The 19,345-nt window shown below is 62.6% G+C and carries 20 protein-coding genes; 11 read left to right on the top strand and 9 right to left on the bottom strand.

Annotation, left to right across the window (positions count from 1 at the left end; all coding sequences use genetic code 11):
• Positions 1-10: 10 nt before the first annotated feature.
• On the top strand, positions 11-553 hold the full coding sequence (locus PSEST_RS06250; protein ID WP_015276158.1) for a hydrolase: 543 nt from the start codon (positions 11-13) through the stop codon (positions 551-553).
• 83 nt (positions 554-636) lie between these two features.
• The gene (locus tag PSEST_RS06245) at positions 637-1,956 is read left to right on the top strand and encodes a mechanosensitive ion channel family protein (RefSeq protein ID WP_015276157.1); all 1,320 of its coding nucleotides are present in this window, start codon (positions 637-639) and stop codon (positions 1,954-1,956) included.
• A gap of 219 nt (positions 1,957-2,175) precedes the next feature.
• Here the strand turns inward: PSEST_RS06245 and PSEST_RS06240 are convergent, their stop codons facing one another.
• A complete protein-coding gene (locus PSEST_RS06240; protein WP_015276156.1) occupies positions 2,176-4,383 on the bottom strand; it encodes a TonB-dependent copper receptor in 2,208 nt (735 codons plus the stop codon).
• Between the two features lie 51 nt (positions 4,384-4,434).
• Complete coding sequence (locus PSEST_RS21700; protein WP_080602166.1) at positions 4,435-4,794, bottom strand: DUF2946 domain-containing protein; 360 nt, start codon at positions 4,792-4,794, stop codon at positions 4,435-4,437.
• Positions 4,795-4,867: 73 nt separating this feature from the next.
• Here PSEST_RS21700 and PSEST_RS22085 point away from each other — a divergent pair, with 73 nt between their 5' ends.
• From PSEST_RS22085 to PSEST_RS06205, 7 genes are all read left to right on the top strand, one after another.
• On the top strand, positions 4,868-5,041 hold the full coding sequence (locus PSEST_RS22085) for a hypothetical protein (RefSeq protein ID WP_015276154.1): 174 nt from the start codon (positions 4,868-4,870) through the stop codon (positions 5,039-5,041).
• Between the two features lie 71 nt (positions 5,042-5,112).
• The gene (gene leuA / locus PSEST_RS06230; RefSeq protein WP_015276153.1) at positions 5,113-6,783 is read left to right on the top strand and encodes a 2-isopropylmalate synthase; all 1,671 of its coding nucleotides are present in this window, start codon (positions 5,113-5,115) and stop codon (positions 6,781-6,783) included.
• Between the two features lie 287 nt (positions 6,784-7,070).
• Positions 7,071-8,126 (top strand): NAD(P)-dependent alcohol dehydrogenase, encoded by a 1,056-nt coding sequence (locus PSEST_RS06225; RefSeq protein ID WP_015276152.1) that lies wholly within the window; start codon positions 7,071-7,073, stop codon positions 8,124-8,126.
• Positions 8,127-8,215: 89 nt separating this feature from the next.
• Positions 8,216-9,073 carry a carboxylate/amino acid/amine transporter gene (locus PSEST_RS06220; RefSeq protein ID WP_015276151.1) on the top strand — a complete coding sequence of 286 codons (858 nt, stop codon included), beginning with the start codon at positions 8,216-8,218 and terminating at the stop codon, positions 9,071-9,073.
• A gap of 100 nt (positions 9,074-9,173) precedes the next feature.
• Positions 9,174-9,887 (top strand): endonuclease, encoded by a 714-nt coding sequence (locus tag PSEST_RS06215; protein ID WP_015276150.1) that lies wholly within the window; start codon positions 9,174-9,176, stop codon positions 9,885-9,887.
• Positions 9,888-9,961: 74 nt separating this feature from the next.
• Positions 9,962-10,597: a DUF2238 domain-containing protein gene (locus PSEST_RS06210; RefSeq protein ID WP_015276149.1), complete on the top strand. Its 636-nt coding sequence runs from the start codon at positions 9,962-9,964 to the stop codon at positions 10,595-10,597.
• The gene (locus PSEST_RS06205) at positions 10,594-10,965 is read left to right on the top strand and encodes a DUF2784 domain-containing protein (protein ID WP_015276148.1); all 372 of its coding nucleotides are present in this window, start codon (positions 10,594-10,596) and stop codon (positions 10,963-10,965) included. The genes PSEST_RS06210 and PSEST_RS06205 overlap by 4 nt, the downstream gene beginning before the upstream one ends.
• Here PSEST_RS06205 and PSEST_RS06200 read toward each other — a convergent pair.
• The gene (locus PSEST_RS06200) at positions 10,951-11,484 is read right to left on the bottom strand and encodes a flavin reductase family protein (protein ID WP_015276147.1); all 534 of its coding nucleotides are present in this window, start codon (positions 11,482-11,484) and stop codon (positions 10,951-10,953) included. The genes PSEST_RS06205 and PSEST_RS06200 overlap by 15 nt on opposite strands.
• 55 nt (positions 11,485-11,539) lie before the next feature.
• Here PSEST_RS06200 and PSEST_RS06195 point away from each other — a divergent pair, with 55 nt between their 5' ends.
• Positions 11,540-11,731, top strand: coding sequence for a hypothetical protein (locus PSEST_RS06195; RefSeq protein WP_015276146.1), 192 nt, complete (start codon positions 11,540-11,542; stop codon positions 11,729-11,731).
• A gap of 11 nt (positions 11,732-11,742) precedes the next feature.
• Here the strand turns inward: PSEST_RS06195 and PSEST_RS06190 are convergent, their stop codons facing one another.
• Together PSEST_RS06190 and PSEST_RS06185 are read right to left on the bottom strand one after the other, a co-directional pair.
• Positions 11,743-12,537 (bottom strand): amidohydrolase, encoded by a 795-nt coding sequence (locus PSEST_RS06190; RefSeq protein WP_015276145.1) that lies wholly within the window; start codon positions 12,535-12,537, stop codon positions 11,743-11,745.
• Positions 12,525-13,673: a pyridoxal phosphate-dependent aminotransferase gene (locus tag PSEST_RS06185; protein ID WP_015276144.1), complete on the bottom strand. Its 1,149-nt coding sequence runs from the start codon at positions 13,671-13,673 to the stop codon at positions 12,525-12,527. Before PSEST_RS06185 ends, PSEST_RS06190 begins: the two co-directional genes overlap by 13 nt.
• Positions 13,674-13,831: 158 nt before the next feature.
• Between PSEST_RS06185 and cysE the strand changes: the two genes are divergently transcribed.
• Entirely contained in the window at positions 13,832-14,626 is a 795-nt protein-coding gene (cysE, locus tag PSEST_RS06180; RefSeq protein ID WP_015276143.1) for a serine O-acetyltransferase, read from the top strand.
• Positions 14,627-14,630: 4 nt separating this feature from the next.
• Here the strand turns inward: cysE and der are convergent, their stop codons facing one another.
• The 4 genes from der to hisS form a co-directional block, all read right to left on the bottom strand.
• Positions 14,631-16,124 carry a ribosome biogenesis GTPase Der gene (der, locus tag PSEST_RS06175; RefSeq protein WP_015276142.1) on the bottom strand — a complete coding sequence of 498 codons (1,494 nt, stop codon included), beginning with the start codon at positions 16,122-16,124 and terminating at the stop codon, positions 14,631-14,633.
• Positions 16,125-16,226: 102 nt separating this feature from the next.
• A complete protein-coding gene (gene bamB / locus PSEST_RS06170; protein WP_041756925.1) occupies positions 16,227-17,375 on the bottom strand; it encodes an outer membrane protein assembly factor BamB in 1,149 nt (382 codons plus the stop codon).
• A gap of 3 nt (positions 17,376-17,378) precedes the next feature.
• Positions 17,379-18,020 carry a YfgM family protein gene (locus PSEST_RS06165; RefSeq protein WP_015276140.1) on the bottom strand — a complete coding sequence of 214 codons (642 nt, stop codon included), beginning with the start codon at positions 18,018-18,020 and terminating at the stop codon, positions 17,379-17,381.
• 27 nt (positions 18,021-18,047) lie between these two features.
• Positions 18,048-19,337 carry a histidine--tRNA ligase gene (gene hisS / locus PSEST_RS06160; protein WP_015276139.1) on the bottom strand — a complete coding sequence of 430 codons (1,290 nt, stop codon included), beginning with the start codon at positions 19,335-19,337 and terminating at the stop codon, positions 18,048-18,050.
• Positions 19,338-19,345: the final 8 nt, after the last annotated feature.

Here is a 19,345-nt window from a genome sequence, read left to right as displayed (position 1 = left end):
AACGACAGCAATGCGCATCAAAGCGACGGACTCCACCCTGCTGATCATCGACATCCAGGAACGCCTGTTCCCGGTAATCCTCGAAAGTGAAGCCATGGCCGAGCACACTGCCTGGCTGCAGCAGGTAGCACAGCGCGTAGGCGTGCCGGTGCTGCTGACCGAGCAGTACAGCAAGGGGCTGGGCAGGACGATCGCCGCCCTGCGTGACGGCGTCGACGAAGCCGCCATTCTGGAGAAGCTGCACTTTTCCGCGGCAAGCGACGGCGAGCTGTTCCAGCGCCCGGGTGGCGAACGCCGGCAGTTCGTCGTCTGCGGCTGCGAAACTCACGTGTGCGTGCTGCAGACGGTGCTCGACCTGCTCGCCCGCGGTAACGAGGTCTTCGTTGTCGAAGAAGGCGTCGGCTCGCGGCGGGCCAGCGACAAGGCGCTCGCGCTGGCGCGCATGCGCCAAGCCGGTGCGGTGATCGTCTCGCGGGAGATGGTTGCCTTCGAATGGATGGAACGCGCCGGCACCGAGCTGTTCAAGAGCATCGGCCGCGAATTCATCCGCTGAGCAAAGCCGCCGTACGAACAAATCGCGCCGCGACCGATGCGCTTTGTCCAGGTCGCGCCTGAACACACTGGATGGAGTAGACCATGTCTGACGATCTGGCCGGCTGGCTGGACTGGCTCAGAGCCCACGCCGAACTGCAAACGCTGCTCGCCAGCGCCACGCTGATCTTCGCCGCCTGGCTGTCCAACTGGGTCGTCAAACGCATTCTGGTGCGCGGCCTTTACCGCCTGCTGCAACACACCCGAGAGAACAAGCTGCAGGATTTCGGCGTCATCAAGCGGCTGTCGAACATCGTCCCGGCACTGGTGCTGTCCATCGGCGTGACGACCGTGCCGGGCCTGCCGGAAGCCGCGGTCACGGTGGTACAGAACGTCTGCGGCGGCTTCATCGTGCTGACCATCGCGCTGGCCCTGGGCGCCGTGCTGGACATCGTCAACCTCATCTACCAGCGCCGTCCGGATTCCCGCCTGCACCCGATCAAGGGTTATCTGCAGGTGGTGAAGATCGTCGTCTACGCCATCGCGACGATTCTGATCATCGCCACGCTGATCGATCGTTCGCCGTTGATCCTGCTGTCCGGCCTTGGTGCCATGGCGGCGGTGCTGATGCTGATTTTTCAGGACACCCTGCTCTCGCTGGTGGCCAGCGTGCAGATCACCTCCAATGACCTGATCCGCGTCGGCGACTGGGTGGAAATGCCGCAGCTCAATGCCGACGGCGACGTGATCGATATCGCCCTGCATACCGTCAAGATTCAGAACTGGGACAAGACGATCACCAGCATCCCGACCAAGCGCTTCATTTCCGACTCGTTCAAGAACTGGCGCGGCATGCAGGAAAGCGGCGGCCGGCGCATCAAGCGCAGCCTGTATCTGGATCAGCAGAGCGTGCATTTTCTCAGCCGTGAAGAATGCGAGCGTCTGCATCGCTTCAATCTGCTGGACGAGTACCTGACCGAGAAAACCAGGGAAATAGAGGCATGGAATGCCAAGCTCGAAGAGCGTGGCAAGGAGCCGGTGAATACCCGACGCATCACCAATATCGGCAGCTTTCGTGCGTATGTGGAGCGCTACCTGCGCAGCCACGGCGGCATTCATCAGAACATGACGTTGATCGTGCGCCAGCTGAGCCCCACCGCCGACGGCCTGCCGCTGGAGATCTACTGTTTCACCAATACGGTGGCGTGGACGCAGTACGAGGCGATCCAGTCGGACATCTTCGATCACTTGCTGGCGATCCTGCCGGAATTCGGCTTGCGCGTGTTCCAGCATCCTAGCGGTGCAGACATCCGCAACTGGGGCGAGTCGCTGATGCCCCGCGGCGCAGCAGTACTGGCGGCGCGTGAGGAACATTCGACCGAAGATGATGGCGAGGACTTGCCGGGCGCATCCCAGCAAAGATAGACAAGAACGGTGACGATGCTGACCGAGCAGCCAGGCATGCGGCATCGATTAATCGTAGGTTGGCGCTGAGGCACGAAGCAGATAGCGCAGCCTTGAGCACTGCCCATTGCGTCCTCCCTGACGCCAGCGCCGCGGGCCACACCTTCAAACCCCGCGCCTCAGCGCCAACCTACGTCCGGAGCGAGGGAACGCCTCGCTCCTTTACCACCGTTATTTCCTTCAGAAGCTCATGTCGACTCGCGCCCAATAGGTGCGGCCCGGCTCGTTGACCCGACTGGTGGGTTCCAGTCCGTAATCGGCGAAGCCCGCACTGCCGGCGAGATTGAGGTGCTCGCTGTAGGCCTTGTCCAGCAGGTTGTCGACGCCCGCACTGAGCTTGAAGTTCTTGTTCAGCCGGTAGGCGCCATTGACCGCCAGCACGCCGAAGCCGGCGCTCTCGTCGAAGTCCTTGCCGACCACGGTGCCCTGGTTCTCGGCAACGCGGCTCTGCGCAGCGACGACCCGCCATAAGCCACTGGTGCTCCAGTTGTCGCGCTCATAGGTCAACCCAAGACGCCCTTCCAATGGCGGAATCTGCGGCATGGCGCGGTCATCGCTGCGGTTTTTGCCCCAGGCGTAAGCCAGGCTCGCGTCACCCTTCCAGTTACTGGTGAAACGATAGCTCGCACCCATTTCAGCGCCGGCAATGGTCGCGTCGATATTGCTGACTTCGGCGCGCAGCATGCCGGGCATCACGCCTGGCACGTAGCTGAACAGGATGTAGTCCTCGACCACGCCGGCATAAGCTGAAACCCAGGCTTCCAGCGGTCCTTTCGCGTACTGCAAGCCGACGTCCAGCTGGGTGGTCTTCTCCGGCCGTACCGAATCGAACGACTGCACCGTGCCGACCGGACCGGGGTTGGAGACGAATAGCTCCCAGTAGTCAGGGAAGCGCTGCGCATGACCGAGGCCGGCGTACCAGGTGGCAGGCACACTGGTCAGCTCTTCCTCGTAGCGCACGAAGCCGCTGTAGAGCGTATCGCGGCGGGTTTCGCCGGCGGTGGGGTTGTCCCAATCCTGACTGACGGGCATACCCATCCCGTTCTTGAGCGTCGGATGGTGGCTGTTGAAGTAGTCGCGCTCATCGGTCGCCTCATGCAGATCCAGACGCAGACCGCTGATCAGCTTCTCGCGTTCGCTGAGCTGCCAGGTCAGCTCGCCGAAGACGCCGTAGCTGTGCAGCATCGCGTCCGGCACCCAGGGCAATGCATCGCTGCCAGCCGCGGCGACCATCTGGTTCACGTGCAGATTCGGGTTCATCACCTTGCGGTGTTCGCTGCGCTGTGCATCGACACCGGCCTTGAGTTCGACGTCGGTCCATTGCCAGGTACCGACCAGCCGGCCGCCGAGGGTACGGCGATCGACCCGCGACAGTGTCGGCACCTTCATCATCGAGGTCGGCACGAAGTCACGCAGACTGTAGTTGTCCATGATGTGGTCGGCGTAGTTGTAGTAGACCTGCGCCTCCAACCCATAGAACGTCTCGCCGATATTGCTCTTCTCGAAGCGCAGCCCCAGGCTTTCGCGCTGGAACTGGCTGCCATCCATGCCGCGCCCGGCATAGCGTGCGTAGCCATCGCCGCGCCCGGCGGTCAGCTCGATCAGCGTGTCTTCATCCGGCGTCCAGCCCAGTGCCACATCGGTATTCCACTTGTCGTAACGCGACGGCACGGTATCACCGTTGCCATCGGCGTAATCATCGGCCTGGGAGCTGTTGGCCATCAGCCGGGCATAGCCCTGGCTGTTGCCCGCGGCGGCATCCAGGTTGCGGTCGAAGCGACCGTTGGAGGCGGTCAGCAGACTGCCGTTGATGCGGTAATCCGGCTCGCTGAACTGCTCCGGCTCGCGTTCGAAGAGCACCGTGGCGGCCGACGCTCCTGGCCCCCAGAGCACTGTTTGCGGGCCCTTGATGACGGTCAGCTTGTCGAAGGTGTCCGGGCTGATGTACGAGCTGGGCGAATCCATGCGGTTGGGGCACGCGCCGAGCATTTCACCGCCATTGGAGAGCAGCTTCAGCCGCGAGCCGAACATGCCGCGGAACACCGGATCGCCGTTCACCCCGCCGTTACGTACCGCCGAAAAACCGGGAATGGTCTTCAGGTAGTCGGCGCCATCGCTGGCCGGCATCGGCTGGCGTGGGATCTTCGGGTCGGTGACGACCGTCAGCGGGGATTGCTGGCCGACGCCGGTAATAACCATCGGCGCCAGCTCGACCGCGTCAGCATGCTCGGCGTGACCGGAGTGATCGGCGTCGGCCGCCAGCACACCGCTGGCGAGCATCCCCAGCAACGCGGCATGGGCGAACTGCCAACGCAGGCGGGACGGTTGAATCGAAAAACGCTCAGACAGGCGCACGCGCGCCGTACAGCCATGAGTAATGCTGGACATAGAATTTCCACTTCTGCATGTGATTGAACCGCCATTAGCGGTCGATGAACGTCAGCAGGGCAGAAGCGGAGGGGCACGGGGATGGCCACTGCTGCGACGCAGCGCAGGCGGCAGCGGCTGTTCGGGAAGGGGCTGGAAATAACCCGGTTCGTGGTGAGGCAGAACCAGTTGGACGGAAAGACTGAGCGGTGGATTGACCGTCAGCAGCTCGCAGTAACCGCAGAGGTCCAGCGCCGCGAGCCAGGCCGGCTCCCCCGCGCGTGCCTGGCCATGGTGGCCGTGAGCGGAGGGCTCATGTTCGGCATGGTGATGGTGCTCGCTGAGCTGGGCGGCCTGAGCGGCTTGAACCGCAGAGTACAACGGGCCGACATGAATCATCAGCATGGCGAACAGGCCAAGCCAGATACTCAATGTCGTAAGCCGTTTGCGTGTCACCGGCATGTCCTTCAGTTGACCGTGACGTAACCCAGCGGGAGGTAGCCCGATGATCGCACGCAGCCCGCATGGATGCTGCTGCGACATGAGGCCGCAAGAAGCGGGAGCAATCAAGCTCGAGCTTTTCTTCAGGAATCAGCAGAAAAAACCACAACTGATCATTTATTGGAACAAAACATCAATTTTTGTCAGAAGCTTGCACGCACCGACCATCAAGCAATAGCTTTGCACCATAAACCACCGCCTGTAACAGGCAAACAAGTTGCTTGCTCAAGCTTCACCTGGGGAAACGCCATGACCATGCTCAAGAACCCGTCGAAAAAATATCGCGCCTTCCCGGCCATCGACATTCCGGATCGCACCTGGCCGTCGAAGACGATCACCCAGGCACCGATCTGGCTGAGTTCGGATCTGCGCGATGGCAACCAGTCGCTGATCGAGCCGATGGATGCAGCGAAGAAGATGCGTTTCTTCAAGACGCTGGTTCAGGTCGGCATCAAGGAAATCGAGGTCGGCTTCCCCTCTGCTTCGCAGACCGATTTCGACTTCGTCCGGGAGCTGATCGAAGGCGGCCACATCCCCGACGACGTCACCATCCAGGTGCTGACCCAGGCGCGCGAGGATCTGATCACCCGCACCTTCGAATCGCTGAAGGGCGCCAAGCAGGCCATCGTCCACTACTACAACGCCACCGCGCCAAGCTTCCGCCGCATCGTTTTCAATCAGGACAAGGCCGGCGTGGTGAACATCGCGGTCAATGCAGCGCAGATCATCAAGCGCCTGGCCGCACAGAACCCGGAAACCGCCTGGCGTTTCGAGTACTCGCCGGAGATCTTCAGCTCCACCGAGCCGGAATTCGCTGTCGAGGTGTGCAATGCCGTGATCGAGGTGTTCCAGCCAACGCCGGAACAGAAGCTGATCCTCAACCTGCCAGCCACGGTCGAAGCCGCCACACCCAATATCTACGCCGACCAGATCGAGTGGTTCTGCCGTCACGTCGACCGGCGCGACAGCGTACTGGTCAGCCTGCACACCCATAACGACCGCGGCACCGGCGTGGCCGCCACCGAACTGGGCCTGATGGCCGGCGCCGATCGCGTCGAAGGCTGCCTGTTCGGCAATGGCGAGCGCACCGGCAACGTCGACCTGGTGACCGTGGCACTGAACATGTACACCCAGGGCATCGACCCGCAACTGGACTTCTCCGACATCGACGCGGTGCGCAAGGTGGTCGAGGAATGCAATCAGCTGCCGGTGCATCCGCGCCACCCTTACGTGGGCGACCTGGTGCACACCGCATTCTCCGGCTCGCACCAGGATGCGATTCGCAAGGGTTTCAGCCAGCAGGACCCGGACAGCATCTGGGAAGTGCCTTATCTGCCGATCGACCCGGCCGACATCGGCCGCAGCTACGAGGCGGTGATTCGCGTCAACAGCCAGTCCGGCAAGGGCGGCATCACCTTCCTGCTCGAGCAGGAATATGGCATCAGCCTGCCGCGCCGCATGCAGATCGAGTTCAGCCAGGTGGTGCAGAAGGAAACCGACCGCCTCGGCCTGGAGATGAGTGCCAAGCAGATCTACGCGCTGCTGGAAGCCGAGTACCTGCAGGCAACCGCGCCCTATACGCTCAAAGGTCATCGCCTGCAGGAAGAGAACGGCACCAGCGCGGTGGACGTGGAAGTGGCCGCTGATGGCGAAGTCGTCCACTGGCGCGGCATCGGCAAAGGCCCGCTGGAGGCCTTGGTCGCTGCGCTGCCGGTCAAGCTGGAGATCATGGATTACCACGAGCACTCCATCGGTGCCGGCAGCAACGCCAAGGCCGCAGCCTATATCGAGGTGCGTCTGGACGGTGAGCGGCCGCTGCACGGTATCGGCATCGACGAGAACATCACCACTGCCAGCATCCGCGCCCTGTTCAGCGCCATGAACCGCGCCCTGCGCGAGGCCCAGGACAAGGCAGCCTGAGCCTGAACGGCGGGCCCGCATCCGGGCCCGCCTTCGTTAGTCCTGCGACCTACCGCACGGCCCGCCTTCCCCTCCCGCTATCCGCCAGCAGTGACGGCAAACCTCCAAACAGCGATGAGCGACTGAACTGTTCGTCACTGAACGCCTCCCAACTCAGTCTGCGCTATCAGCCCTGGCGACCATTGCGGCAGAAACGCACCAGCCTTCGGCAGGATTGTGCAAACGCAGCCGACTTCGCCGCCATTAGGCTTGGCCTCTGCAAATTCCGAACACACAAAGGAGCCGTCATGAGCAACAGCATCGGTTACGCCGCCCTCGATCCAAGCACCCCGCTCGCCCCCTACTCCTTCTCGCGCCGCGAAGTAGGACCGAACGACGTGCGGATCGAGATTTTGTTCTGCGGCGTCTGTCATTCGGACCTGCATACCGCGCGCAACGAGTGGAACAACACCCTGTATCCCTCGGTGCCCGGCCACGAGATCGTCGGCCGTGTAAGCGCGGTCGGCGCGAACGTCAGCAAGTTCAAGGCGGGCGATATCGCCGGCGTTGGCTGCCTGGTCGATAGCTGCCGCACCTGCTCGTCCTGTGGCGAAGGGCTGGAGCAGTATTGCGAGAACGGTTTCGTCGGCACCTACAACGGTCCGGCCTTCGGCGGTGGCGAGAACACCCTCGGCGGCTATTCCGACAACATCGTGGTGGATGAAAAGTACGTGTTGCGCATCAACCACACCGACAACCTCGCCGCCGTCGCGCCGCTGCTTTGCGCGGGCATCACCACCTACTCGCCGCTGCGCCAGTGGAAGGTCGGCCCGGGGCAGAAGGTCGGTGTGGTCGGCCTCGGCGGTCTTGGCCACATGGCCGTGAAGATCGCCAATGCCATGGGCGCGAAGGTCGTGCTGTTCACCACCTCGCCAGACAAGCGTGAAGATGCCCTGCGCCTCGGCGCTGCCGAAGTGGTGGTGTCGAAGAACAAGGACGAGATGGCGGCGCACGCCAACAGCTTCGACTTCATCCTCAACACCGTTGCCGCGCCGCACAACCTCGACGCCTTCGTCAATCTGCTCAAGCGCGACGCCACCATGACCCTGGTTGGCGCACCGGCTTCGCCGCACCCGTCGCCGAGCGTGTTCGGCCTGATCTTCAAGCGCCGCCGCATTGCCGGCTCGCTGATCGGCGGTATCGCCGAAACCCAGGAGATGCTCGACTTCTGCGCCGAGCACGGCATCGTCTCGGACATCGAGATGATCCGCATGCAGGACATCAACGACGCCTACGAGCGCATGCTCAAGAGCGACGTGAAGTATCGCTTCGTCATCGACATGGCCACCCTGAAGTCGGCCTGATCGTTCGGCTGGCGGGCCTGCAGGCTCGCCAGCCCTTCCCTCTTTCATGCGCAACCGCTAACGTCGCCGGCCTTAGTCGAGGAGCCGGCATGCGCTATCTGATCTTCGTCACCCTACTCTGGGCCTTTTCCTTCAACCTGATCGGCGTTTACCTGGCCGGCCAGGTGGACAGCTATTTCGCCGTGCTCACGCGAGTGATCCTCGCCGGGTTGGTGTTTCTGCCGCTGACCCGTTGGCGCGGCGTCGCCCCCGGCTTTATTGCTGGCGTGACCCTGGTCGGCGCGTTGCAATTCGGCGTCACCTACCTGTGCCTGTACATGAGTTTCAACGTGCTGACGGTCGCCGAGGTGCTGCTGTTCACCGTGCTCACGCCGCTGCACGTGACGCTGATCGACGATGCGCTCAACCGCCGCTTCAACCCCTGGGCACTGGTCGCGGCAGCCGTCGCGGTGTTCGGCGCCGGACTTATCCGTTACGACGGGGTTTCCGGCGATTTTCTCGGCGGCTTCCTGCTCATGCAGCTGGCGAACTTCACCTTCGCCGCCGGTCAGGTGTTCTACAAGCATCTGGCGCAGCGTTACCCCTCCGACGTGCCATTGCATCGCCGCTTCGGCTACTTCTTTCTCGGCGCACTGGTGATCGTGCTGCCGGCGTGGCTGCTGTTCGGTAATGCGGAAAAACTGCCGACCACCACGACGCAATGGGCGGTGCTGATCTGGATGGGCGTGCTGGCCACCGCTGTCGGCCAGTTCTGCTGGAACAAGGGCGCGACACTGGTGGATGCCGGTACCCTGGCGGTAATGAACAACATGGCGGTGCCGGTGGGCCTGATGCTCAACCTGTTGTTCTGGGGCACCACGACCAATCTGCTACTGCTCGCGGTGGGCGGGACGATCATCCTCGCCTCGCTGTGGATCAATCGCCTGGGGCAGATGAAGGCCAGGTGACATCATACAAGTTATTGTTTTATATGGCTTTTAATAGCAAGGACGGTAGAATGCCGGCCCTTCGCATGGATGCGGAACTCGTTCAGTCGTCGAGATTTCCATGCGCCGCTTCAGCTTTTTCCTGCTCGCCCTGCTGGTGTCCTCCAGCAGCTACGCCGACGCGCCTCGCACCTTCCGCGAGGCCAAGAAGGTAGCCTGGACCATCTATGCCGACCGCCCGGTGGATTTCTATTGCGGCTGCGAGTTCAAGGGCAACCGCATCGATCTCGCCAGTTGTGGTTACATTCCGCGCAAGCAGCCCAAACGTGCCGAGCGGGTCGAATGGGAGCATATCGTGCCGGCCTGGGTGATCGGCCATCAGCGCCAATGCTGGCAACAAGGCGGACGCAAGCACTGCACGGCCAACGATCCGGTGTTCAGCCGGGCGGAAGCCGACCTGCACAACCTGGTCCCGGTGGTCGGCGAGGTGAACGGCGACCGCAGCAACTTCGGCTTCGGCATGCTCAGCGAAAAGCCCAGCCAGTACGGTGCTTGTCCCTTCGTGGTCAACTTCAAGCAGCGCACGGCGATGCCGCCCGAATACAGCCGCGGCGCCATTGCCCGCACCTATCTGTACATGAGCGAGCGCTACAAGCTGCGCCTGTCGAAGCAGGACCGGCGTCTGTACGACATCTGGAACCGCCAGTACCCGGTCAGCGAATGGGAGCGCTGGCGCAACCAGCGCATCGCCTGCGTACAGGGCAACGCCAACGACCATGTCGGCAGCGTTGACCGGCGAAGTTGCAGCAAGGCCCCGTCGGTCGCTGCGCGCTGACGCTCCAAGCGACCGCTTGCCGTAGTTGCAACGCAGCGCCATGCTAGCGCCAGTATTCGCCCAAGGCAGACCCTATGCAGCGAACCTCCGTCAATGTTGCGCTGGCGAGCGCCGTCCTGCTGGCGCTGATCGTTTCCGGGATAGCTCCCTACGATAGGCCGACCTGGCTACTGGAGGTCGCACCAGTGCTGATCGCGGCGCCGATACTGCTCTGTACCTACCAGCGGACGCCGCTTACACAGCTGCTGTACGTACTGATCGCCGCCCATGCGCTGGTACTCATTCTCGGCGGCGCCTATACCTACGCGCGCGTGCCATTGGGCTTCTGGGTGCAAGACTTCTTCGAACTCAGTCGTAATCCATATGACAAGCTGGGGCATTTCATGCAGGGGCTGGTGCCAGCGCTGATCGCCAGGGAAATCCTGCTCCGCGGTGGCTATCTGGTTAGAAGCAGAATGCTCAATTTGCTGGCGGTTTGCGTGGCTCTCGCCATCAGTGCTTTTTATGAGCTGATCGAATGGTGGGTCGCACTCCTGGCTGGTCAAGGCGCAGTAGATTTCCTCGGTACCCAGGGAGACCCGTGGGATACCCAGTCGGACATGCTCCTGGCATTGATCGGCGCGCTGGGCGGCCTGCTGCTGTTCGCAAAGCTGCAGGACCGCCAGCTTACCGAGCTGCCCGGTGCCCGTCCCGCCAGGTCATCGCCATGATCTACCGCGTTGCAGCGGACGGGTTGCTGCTTCTGCACCTTGCCTTCGTGCTGTTCGCTCTGCTGGGCGGCCTCCTCTGCCTGTGGCGCCCAAGCATGATGCTATGGCATTTGCCGGCGGCGGCCTGGGCGATATTCGTCGAAATAGCCGACCGTGGATGCCCACTGACACGTTGGGAGCAGCTGCTGCGTCTGCGTGCGGGCGACGCTGGCTACAGCGAAGGCTTCGTCGAGCACTATCTGATGCCGCTGATCTACCCGGACTGGCTGACCCTGCCGGCGCAATACGTGCTGGCCGCGGTGGTGCTGCTGGTCAATGTGGGTATCTATGGCTGGGTATGGCTACGCCGTCGCTCAACGCATCTTTGAAGCGAGCTGGATTTCCTTTCCGGCAAGCATGAACTTGCCGTAGCCTCGATGATGCAGCGTACGTGGCGCAGTGACGGAAGGATCGATCCACGCCTGCACCACCTGCAGGATGAAGAAGTTGTAGCGATCCACCAGCTGCCGATCCACCACGCGGCATTCCAGATTCGCAAAACACTCCTCCACTCGCGGCACCGCCACCTCTGCCGAGGGCAGCGGGGTAAGTCCGAAACAGGCGAACTTGTCGCACTGATCGCCATGGCAATTGCCGCAACCAACCAGTTGTCGAGCGAGTGACTCGGTCGGGACGTTGATCACGCATTCGCCGGTGGCCTGCAAGGCGCTGAACGAATGGTTTCCAGCGCTGACCACACAGCCGACCAGCGGTGGCTCGAACTCCATCATGCAATGCCATGACAGCGGCATGAGATTGGCCCGCCCGCCCAGTGAGGTGCCAAGCAACACCACGGGGCCCGGCTCGAGAATGGCATAGACTTCGCTGAGCTGAAGAAGGCTCTTCACCGGACACCTCCCAAGTGGCTGGACTTCCGAATGGCTTGCTGCTCAGGGGAAGCCAATGAATACGCAGCGATCAGCGGCCGAGCGACCCAGCTGGGTGCTTTACCGGATCGACGATAACGGCAACGAAGTGGAAATGCAGCGTTTCCATGATCGCGCCAGCGCCGAGCGGTGGATGGAGGCCTACCAGCGACGCGGACACAAGCAGACCTATCTGGTCACGCGGACCGCTGAACAGCCCGCGCGCTGATCGGCATACCGTCAGAATTTCAGCTCGAACTCGTCGCCATCGTGATAGGCCGGGAAACGCTCGCGGAACGCCGCCAGGTCGCGCGCGCGCAATGTGCAACGCAATACCGCATCGCGATCTTCGCCGTTCAGCAGCGTGTCGCCCTTGAAGTCGAGCACCTGGCTGTCGCCACTGTACGGGTAGCCCTTGCCGTCCTCGCCGACCCGGTTGACCGCGGCCACGTAGCACAGATTTTCGATGGCACGCGCCGGCAGCAGGCGATTCCAGGCATCGCGACGCGCGGCGGGCCAGTTTGCCGTGTAGAGCAGCAGGTCGGTGCCGTGCGGGTCGCGACTCCACACCGGGAAGCGCAGGTCGTAGCAGATCAGTGGGCGCACGCGCCAGCCGTTCAGCTCGAACAACGCCTGCTGCTGCCCGGGGGTGTAGTGCTTGTGCTCTCCAGCCATGCGGAACAGGTGGCGCTTGTCATAGTGCAGCACCTCACCATCCGGGCGCGCCCAGAGCAGGCGGTTGCGATGGCTGCCGTCGGCCGCCTCGATGATCACGCTGCCGGTGATTACTGCTTCCAGCCGCGCGGCCTGGGTGCGCAACCAGGCATAGGTCGCGCCCTCCTCCGGCTCGGCGAGAGCGGAAGATTCCATGGAGAAGCCGGTGGTGAACATTTCCGGCAGCACGATCAGATCCGCGCCGCTGGCCTGATCCAGCAGCGTGGCGAAGCGTTCGTGATTGGCGGCAGCGTCCTGCCAGATCAGGCTGGTCTGCACCAGCGCCAGTTCGAGGTCGGGCAGATTGTTCAAATCGCGCATAGTCGTTCCGCCGCTTGTCGCAGCGTCTCCTCTCGTTTGGCAAAGCAGAAGCGCACCAGCCTGAGATTGGCCGGCGGGTGCTGATAGAAAACCGATATCGGAATGCATGCAACGCCGTGCTCGCGGGTCAGCCACTCGGCCATGGCGACGTCGTCGAGGTCGGGGCGGATCGCCGAATAATCGGCGAGCTGGAAGTAGGTGCCGGCAGCACGGGTAAAGCTGAAGCGGGAACCAGCCAACAGATCGCAGAACAGATCGCGCTTGGCCTGGTAGAACGCCGGCAATTCGGCCAGGTGTTCGGGATGAGCGGCCATGAAATCGGCCAAGGCCCACTGCAGCGGCGTCACGCCGGTGAAACTGACGTACTGATGCACCTTGCGCAGCTCGACGCTGAGCATCGGCGGCGCAACGACGTATCCGGTTTTCCAGCCGGTGACGTGGTACGTCTTGCCAAAGGAACTGATGACGAACGCACGCTGGTAGAGCTCATCGTGGCGCAGCACGCTGGCATGCTCGCGGCCGTCGAACACCAGGTGTTCATAGACCTCGTCGCTGAGCAGATAGATATCGCGCTCGCGAATCAGCGCAGCCAGCCGATCGAGATCATCGGCATCGATCAGCGCGCCGCTGGGATTGTGTGGCGTGTTCAGCACGATCATCCGCGTGCGCGGTGTGATGGCGTCAGCCAGGCGCTGCCAGTCGATGCGGAAATCCGGCAGGCTCAGCTGCTGGTGGATGCAGACGCCACCGGCTAGCTGTACCGACGGCTCGTAACTGTCGTAGCAGGGGTCGAATACGATGACCTCGTCGCCGGGCCGGATCACCGCCTGGATCGCGCAGAAAATGGCCTGGGTAGCGCCTGGGGTGATCGTGACCTCGGCGGCGGCATCCACATCGCGCCCATACAAGCCGGCGACCTTCGCCGCGACCTGCTCACGCAACGCCGGCAAGCCGGTCATCGGGGCGTACTGGTTGTGCCCCGCCATGACGTGACCTGCGACGGCTTCGCGTAACGCTTCGGGGCCGTCGAAATCGGGAAAGCCCTGGGACAGGTTCAACGCACCCGTGTCCGCAGCCAGTTGCGACATGGTAGTGAAAATGGTGGTGCCAACGTTGGGCAGTTTACTGATGAGCATGACGGCCTTCCGACAAGCCTGCCGCATGTGGGACGGCAGGAAGGCGAACAGAATAGCCGATGACGACTGCCCGATACGAGGCCGCCACAGCAGCCGCTGTCGGACTGCTACAGTTGCAGGCAACGGGCATCACTCGTATCGAACATAAGGAATTTCCCATGCCGAGCCATTCCGTCAGCGCCTTGTGGAACGACCTGCGCAATCAGGCGCAACATGCACTGGATACGGAGCCGACCCTGGCCACGGTGTTTCGCCAGGCCATCCTCGATCGTCCCGACTTCGGCTGTGCGCTGGCGTACCGCATCGGCCATGCGCTGGCCGAAAACGCCGACCAGAGCCACACGTTGGCCGATCGCTTCGCCGGCATACACCATCACGCCCCACGGCTCGCCGAGGCGGCGTGCAGCGACTTGCAGGCAATCGTCAGCCGCGACCCGGCGTTCGATACGGCACTGGAAGTCTTTCTATTCTCCAAGGGCTTTCTCGCCCTGCAGGCCTATCGCGTCGGGCACGACCTGCAAGCCCGGGGCGAGCGTCTGCTGGCGATGTTCATCCAAGCGCGCTGCAACGAACGCCTCGGCATCGATATCAACCCGGCCAGCCGGATCGGTAATGGCATCATGCTCGACCACGGCACCGGTATCGTCATTGGCGAGACCGCGGTGGTAGGTGATGACGTGTCGATTTTGCAGGGCGTTACCCTGGGCGGCACCGGCAAGGAAGGCGGCGACCGTCATCCGAAGGTTCGCAGCGGGGTGATGATCGGCGCGGGCGCGAAGATTCTCGGCAACATCGAGATTGGCGAGGGGGCCAAGGTGGGTGCCGGCAGCATCGTGCTGCACCCCGTAGCGCCACACACCACGGTGGTCGGCAATCCGGCACGCCAGGTCGGCACGCCGCGCCACGCACGACCGGCCCTGGATATGGACCAGTCGTTCGACGGAGATCGCTGACCAGTCAGCGCTTGTCGCGGCGCTTCTTCTCGGCCTTCTTGTGGTGCGACATGAGACGGCGCTTCTTGTTGACCTGGCGGTCGGTAAGCGTGTTTTTCTTGCCCTCGTAAGGGTTTTCTCCGCCCTTGTACTCGATCCGGATGGGCGTACCGACCAGCTTCAAAACGCGCCGATAGGTGTTTTCCAGATAACGGGTGTAGGACTTTGGAATCGAGTCGACCTGATTGCCATGGATAACGATCAGCGGCGGGTTGGCGCCGCCCAAGTGCGCGTAACGAAGTTTGATCCGGCGGCTGGCAACCATCGGCGGCGCATGCTCGCGCACCGCATCTTCAAGGATCTGCGTCAGACGGCTGGTCGGCCAGCGGGTAATGGCCGACTTGAATGCGGCCTGTACCGACTTGTACAGATGGCCCACGCCGGTGCCGTGCTTGGCTGAGATGAAGTGGATATCGGCGAAATCGACAAAGAACAGCCGGCGCTCCAACTCGGTCTTCACATAGTCGCGCTCACCCGGTTCCATGCCGTCCCACTTGTTCAGTGCGATGACCAGCGCACGGCCAGTTTCCAGCACGAAGCCCAGCAGGTTCAGGTCGTGCTCGACGACACCTTCGCGGGCATCCATGACGAAGATGACCACGTTGGCATCCTGGATCGCCTGCAGCGTCTTGACTACCGAGAACTTTTCCACCGCCTCGAAGATCTTGCCGCGACGACGTACGCCTGCGGTGTCGATCAGGGTGTATTTCTCGTCGTCACGCTCGAAGGGAATGTAGATGCTGTCCCGGGTGGTGCCGGCCTGGTCGTAGACGATGACCCGCTCTTCGCCGAGCATACGGTTGACCAGCGTCGACTTGCCGACGTTGGGGCGACCGATGATGGCGATCTTGATTCCGTCCTTTTCGCTCGGACCGGGGATGCGCTTGGGCTCCTGGCCCTCGGCGACGACTTCCTCACCGTCAATCAGCTCGGCAGCGTCATCGCCTTCTGCGTCCTCGGCATTGTCCTTGGGGAAGATGCCCAGCGCTTCTTCGAGCATGTGACTGATGCCGCGGCCGTGGGCGGCTGCGATCGGCAGTGCATCACCCAGCCCCAGCGGACTGAATTCGGCGCGGGCGATATCGGGGTCGACGCTGTCGACCTTGTTCGCCACCAGGAAGCAGCGCTTGTTCCGCTTGCGCAGATGCTCGCCGATCATCTGGTCCGCCGCCGTCATTCCGGCACGGGCATCAACCATGAACAGTACGGCGTCAGCCTCTTCGATGGCCTGCAGCGACTGCTCCGCCATCTTGGCGTCGATGCCCTCTTCGTCACCGGAAATGCCACCAGTGTCGATCACGATGTAGGTCCGTCCCTGCCACTTGGCCTCGCCGTACTGGCGATCACGGGTCAGCCCGGCGTATTCGGCAACGATGGCGTCGCGGCTCTTGGTCAGGCGGTTGAACAGGGTGGACTTGCCGACGTTCGGGCGGCCCACCAGGGCGATTACGGGAACCATGCGGCTCTCCACTGCGATATTTCAGAAAACACGAAGGCCGCTGCAAGGCAGCGGCCGAATATTCATGGCTCCGCCAGGCGGAGCCGTAGGCACAACCTGCGGTCAGTCGGCCTGACGAATCGTCAGCGCCACCAGCTTGCCGTCGTTGCCGAATGCGTACAGCCAGTCACCTTCGACTACTGGCCGTGCACGTACGCCGGAGCTGTCGATACGCTCGCGGGCGACGAAACGGCCGTCGACCTGGCTCAGCAGGTGCAGATAGCCTTCGATGTCGCCCACCACAACATAGCTGGAAAACACCGCGGGAGCCGAAAGCTGGCGACGAGCCAGGGAATCGTTACGCCACAAGGCAGTGGTGGAGCGCTCGTCTATGCCTTCGACCGTACCGTCGGCAAGGCTCAGATAAACACTGCCATAACCCAGCGCGGCGCCCGAATAACTGGACGCATCGCGCTGCCAGAGGATACGGCCACTCTCCAGTTCCAGCGCTGCGGCGCGGCCCTGGTAGCTTGCGACATAGAGCGTACCGCCGGACAGCAACAGGCCACCGTCGATATCGACGACACGCTCGAGCTCCGAACGACCTTGCGGAATGGCAACGCGCTGCTCCCATACCGGAAGGCCGCGACGGGTATCCAGCGCAACGACCTTACCGCTCGACAGCCCGGCAACAGCCAGCTGATTGGTCAGCAGCGGCGCACCGGTGCCGCGCAGCGTCAGCACGGCAGGCGAACTTTCATAGCTCCAGCGCTGCGCGCCGGTGTCGATTTCCAGAGCGATCAGTCGGTCATCCTGGGTCTGGACCAGCACGATATCGCCGTTCACTGCCGGAGCGGCCAGCACTTCACTGCTGACCTGGCTGCGCCAACGCTCCTCACCGGTGCTGACGTCCAGCGCCAACACCTCGCCACGCAAGGTGCCAACCAGTACGAGGCCGTAGCCGGCGCCAACTGCACCGGAAACCGGCTTGTCGAGCTTCTTCTTCCAGTTGACCTTACCGGTCAGGCGGTCCATGGAAACCACCAGCCCTTCGACATCGGCGGCATAGATCTGGTCGCCATAAACCACCGGCGTCAACAGATTGTAGGTCTTGCCCTGACCATCGCCGATCGAGCGGCTCCACTCTTTCTTCAGCGAAACCTCGGCCTTGAACTTCACCAGTTCTGCCGGCTCTGCCTCTTTGGTGTCCTTGCTGCTGCAACCTGCGGCCAGTACGGCCAAGGTCAGCAATGCTGCGGTCTTCCAGCGCATCATTTACGCCTCCCCTCGGGCCAGATCATCCAGCTTCATTTGCAGACCGCCGATGGCCGCGTCCTGGGACAACGACTCCTTGGCCTTGGTGTAGGCGGCATGCGCCTCGTCATTACGGCCAAGCTGCACCAGGAGATCGCCCTTGAGTTCTTCGCGACTGGCAGCAAAGGCCTGATCTACCTTGCCGTCCAGCAGCTTGATCGCTTCCTCTGCCTTGTCCTGCGCCGCCAGAACGCGCGCCAGACGCTGACGTGCCAGCTCGTCCAGGGTCTTGTCGGCCGGCTTGTCGACAACCGAGCGCAGCTCGCTGGCTGCCTCGTCCAGACGACCGGACTCCACCGCAACCTTCGCCACGAAGAGGCTGCCGTACTGGGCGTAATGCGTGCCGGCAAAGTCCTTCTTCAACAGATTACCCAGCCGCGATACTTCAGCGGCATCGGCTTCGCCAGCTTCCAGCGCCGCACCCAGCAATTGCTGATAAACGATCGAGGCGTTCTGCGCCTGGGTGATCTGATGCTTCTGCCAGAACTGCCAGCCAAACACCAATACCAGTGCGAGCACTGCACCCAGCACCAGCGGCTTGCCGTTGCGCTGCCACCAGTCTTTGATCTGCGCCAGTTGTTCTTCTTCGGTACCCGAGGTCACGCTGTCACTCCTTTCATTCGCTTAGTCTCAGACCTGCTCGAGGCAGGCAGCCAGACGCTCGGGCAGAGCATCCCAGGCAATGCTTTGTTGTTCGCTGTCGTCGCGAAGCGGCTTGCAACCTACCACGCGCCCTGCCAGTTCGTCCTCACCCAGAATCAGTGCAAAGCGAGCGCCGCTCTTGTCAGCCTTCTTGAACTGGCTCTTGAAACTGCCGCCACCGGCGTTGACCAGCAGGCGCAGGCCAGGAAGCGTATCGCGCAGGCGCTCGGCCAGGGCCAGCGCCGCCAGCTCTGCAGCCTCGCCGAATGCGCAAATATAGGCGTGCGGCGCCGGACTCAATGCATCCGGAACCAGCTCGAGGGTCTCCAGCAGCAATACCAGACGCTCGACGCCCATAGCGAAACCGACACCAGGTGTAGGCTTGCCGCCGAACTGGCTGATCAGGCCGTCGTAGCGACCACCTGCACAAACGGTCCCCTGGGCGCCCAGCTTGTCGGTCACCCACTCGAACACGGTGCGGCCGTAGTAATCCAGACCACGCACCAGCTTTGGATTGATTTCGTAGGCGATGCCTACCGCATCGAGACGGGCTTTCAACCCGTCGAAGTGCGCTCTCGACTCGTCGTCGAGGTAGTCATGCAACGTCGGCGCATCGGCCAGCAGCGACTGTGTCTGGGCGTTCTTGCTGTCGAGGATACGCAGGGGATTGGTCGTCAGACGGCGCTGGCTGTCCTCGTCGAGCTGATCGAAACGCTGCTGCATGTAAGCCACCAGTGCATCGCGATAGCGGGCACGGGCTTCGCTGGAACCCAGGCTGTTGAGCTGCAGCGTCACGGCGCTGGCGAGACCTAGCTGCTTCCACAGACGCGCGGTCAGCACGATCAACTCGGCATCGATGTCCGGCCCGGGCTGGTTGAAGACTTCCACGCCGATCTGGTGAAACTGGCGATAGCGGCCCTTCTGCGGTTTCTCGTAGCGGAACATCGGCCCGGTGTACCAGAGCTTCTGCACTTGACCACCACCAGTCAGCCCGTGCTCGAGCACGGCACGCACGCACCCGGCAGTCCCTTCCGGACGCAGGGTCAGCGACTCCTCGTTACGGTCGAGGAAGGTGTACATCTCCTTGTCGACCACGTCGGTGCCTTCACCGATACCACGGGCGAACAGGTCGGTGAACTCCAAGATCGGCAAGCGAATCTCGCTGTAGCCATAGCTATCGAGCAATTGCGCGAAGGTGCTTTCCAGGTAACGCCAGATCGGGGTCTGCGCAGGCAGGATGTCGTTCATGCCACGAATGGCTTGCAGGGACTTGCTCAATGGATTTC

The sequence above is a fragment of the Stutzerimonas stutzeri RCH2 genome (assembly GCF_000327065.1).
Classification (GTDB): domain Bacteria; phylum Pseudomonadota; class Gammaproteobacteria; order Pseudomonadales; family Pseudomonadaceae; genus Stutzerimonas; species Stutzerimonas stutzeri_AE.
The sequence above is the reverse complement of the archived record's forward strand: the minus strand, read 5'-3'. Positions and strand labels throughout refer to the sequence as shown.

Coding starts and splice junctions, on each gene's coding strand:
- PSEST_RS06250 (WP_015276158.1), top strand. CDS start 11: ATGCGCATCAAAGCGACGGACTCCACCCTGCTGATCATCGACATCCAG.
- PSEST_RS06245 (WP_015276157.1), top strand. CDS start 637: ATGTCTGACGATCTGGCCGGCTGGCTGGACTGGCTCAGAGCCCACGCC.
- PSEST_RS06240 (WP_015276156.1), bottom strand. CDS start 4,383: ATGTCCAGCATTACTCATGGCTGTACGGCGCGCGTGCGCCTGTCTGAG.
- PSEST_RS22085 (WP_015276154.1), top strand. CDS start 4,868: ATGATCGCACGCAGCCCGCATGGATGCTGCTGCGACATGAGGCCGCAA.
- leuA (WP_015276153.1), top strand. CDS start 5,113: ATGACCATGCTCAAGAACCCGTCGAAAAAATATCGCGCCTTCCCGGCC.
- PSEST_RS06225 (WP_015276152.1), top strand. CDS start 7,071: ATGAGCAACAGCATCGGTTACGCCGCCCTCGATCCAAGCACCCCGCTC.
- PSEST_RS06220 (WP_015276151.1), top strand. CDS start 8,216: ATGCGCTATCTGATCTTCGTCACCCTACTCTGGGCCTTTTCCTTCAAC.
- PSEST_RS06215 (WP_015276150.1), top strand. CDS start 9,174: ATGCGCCGCTTCAGCTTTTTCCTGCTCGCCCTGCTGGTGTCCTCCAGC.
- PSEST_RS06210 (WP_015276149.1), top strand. CDS start 9,962: ATGCAGCGAACCTCCGTCAATGTTGCGCTGGCGAGCGCCGTCCTGCTG.
- PSEST_RS06205 (WP_015276148.1), top strand. CDS start 10,594: ATGATCTACCGCGTTGCAGCGGACGGGTTGCTGCTTCTGCACCTTGCC.
- PSEST_RS06195 (WP_015276146.1), top strand. CDS start 11,540: ATGAATACGCAGCGATCAGCGGCCGAGCGACCCAGCTGGGTGCTTTAC.
- PSEST_RS06190 (WP_015276145.1), bottom strand. CDS start 12,537: ATGCGCGATTTGAACAATCTGCCCGACCTCGAACTGGCGCTGGTGCAG.
- PSEST_RS06185 (WP_015276144.1), bottom strand. CDS start 13,673: ATGCTCATCAGTAAACTGCCCAACGTTGGCACCACCATTTTCACTACC.
- cysE (WP_015276143.1), top strand. CDS start 13,832: ATGCCGAGCCATTCCGTCAGCGCCTTGTGGAACGACCTGCGCAATCAG.
- der (WP_015276142.1), bottom strand. CDS start 16,124: ATGGTTCCCGTAATCGCCCTGGTGGGCCGCCCGAACGTCGGCAAGTCC.
- bamB (WP_041756925.1), bottom strand. CDS start 17,375: ATGCGCTGGAAGACCGCAGCATTGCTGACCTTGGCCGTACTGGCCGCA.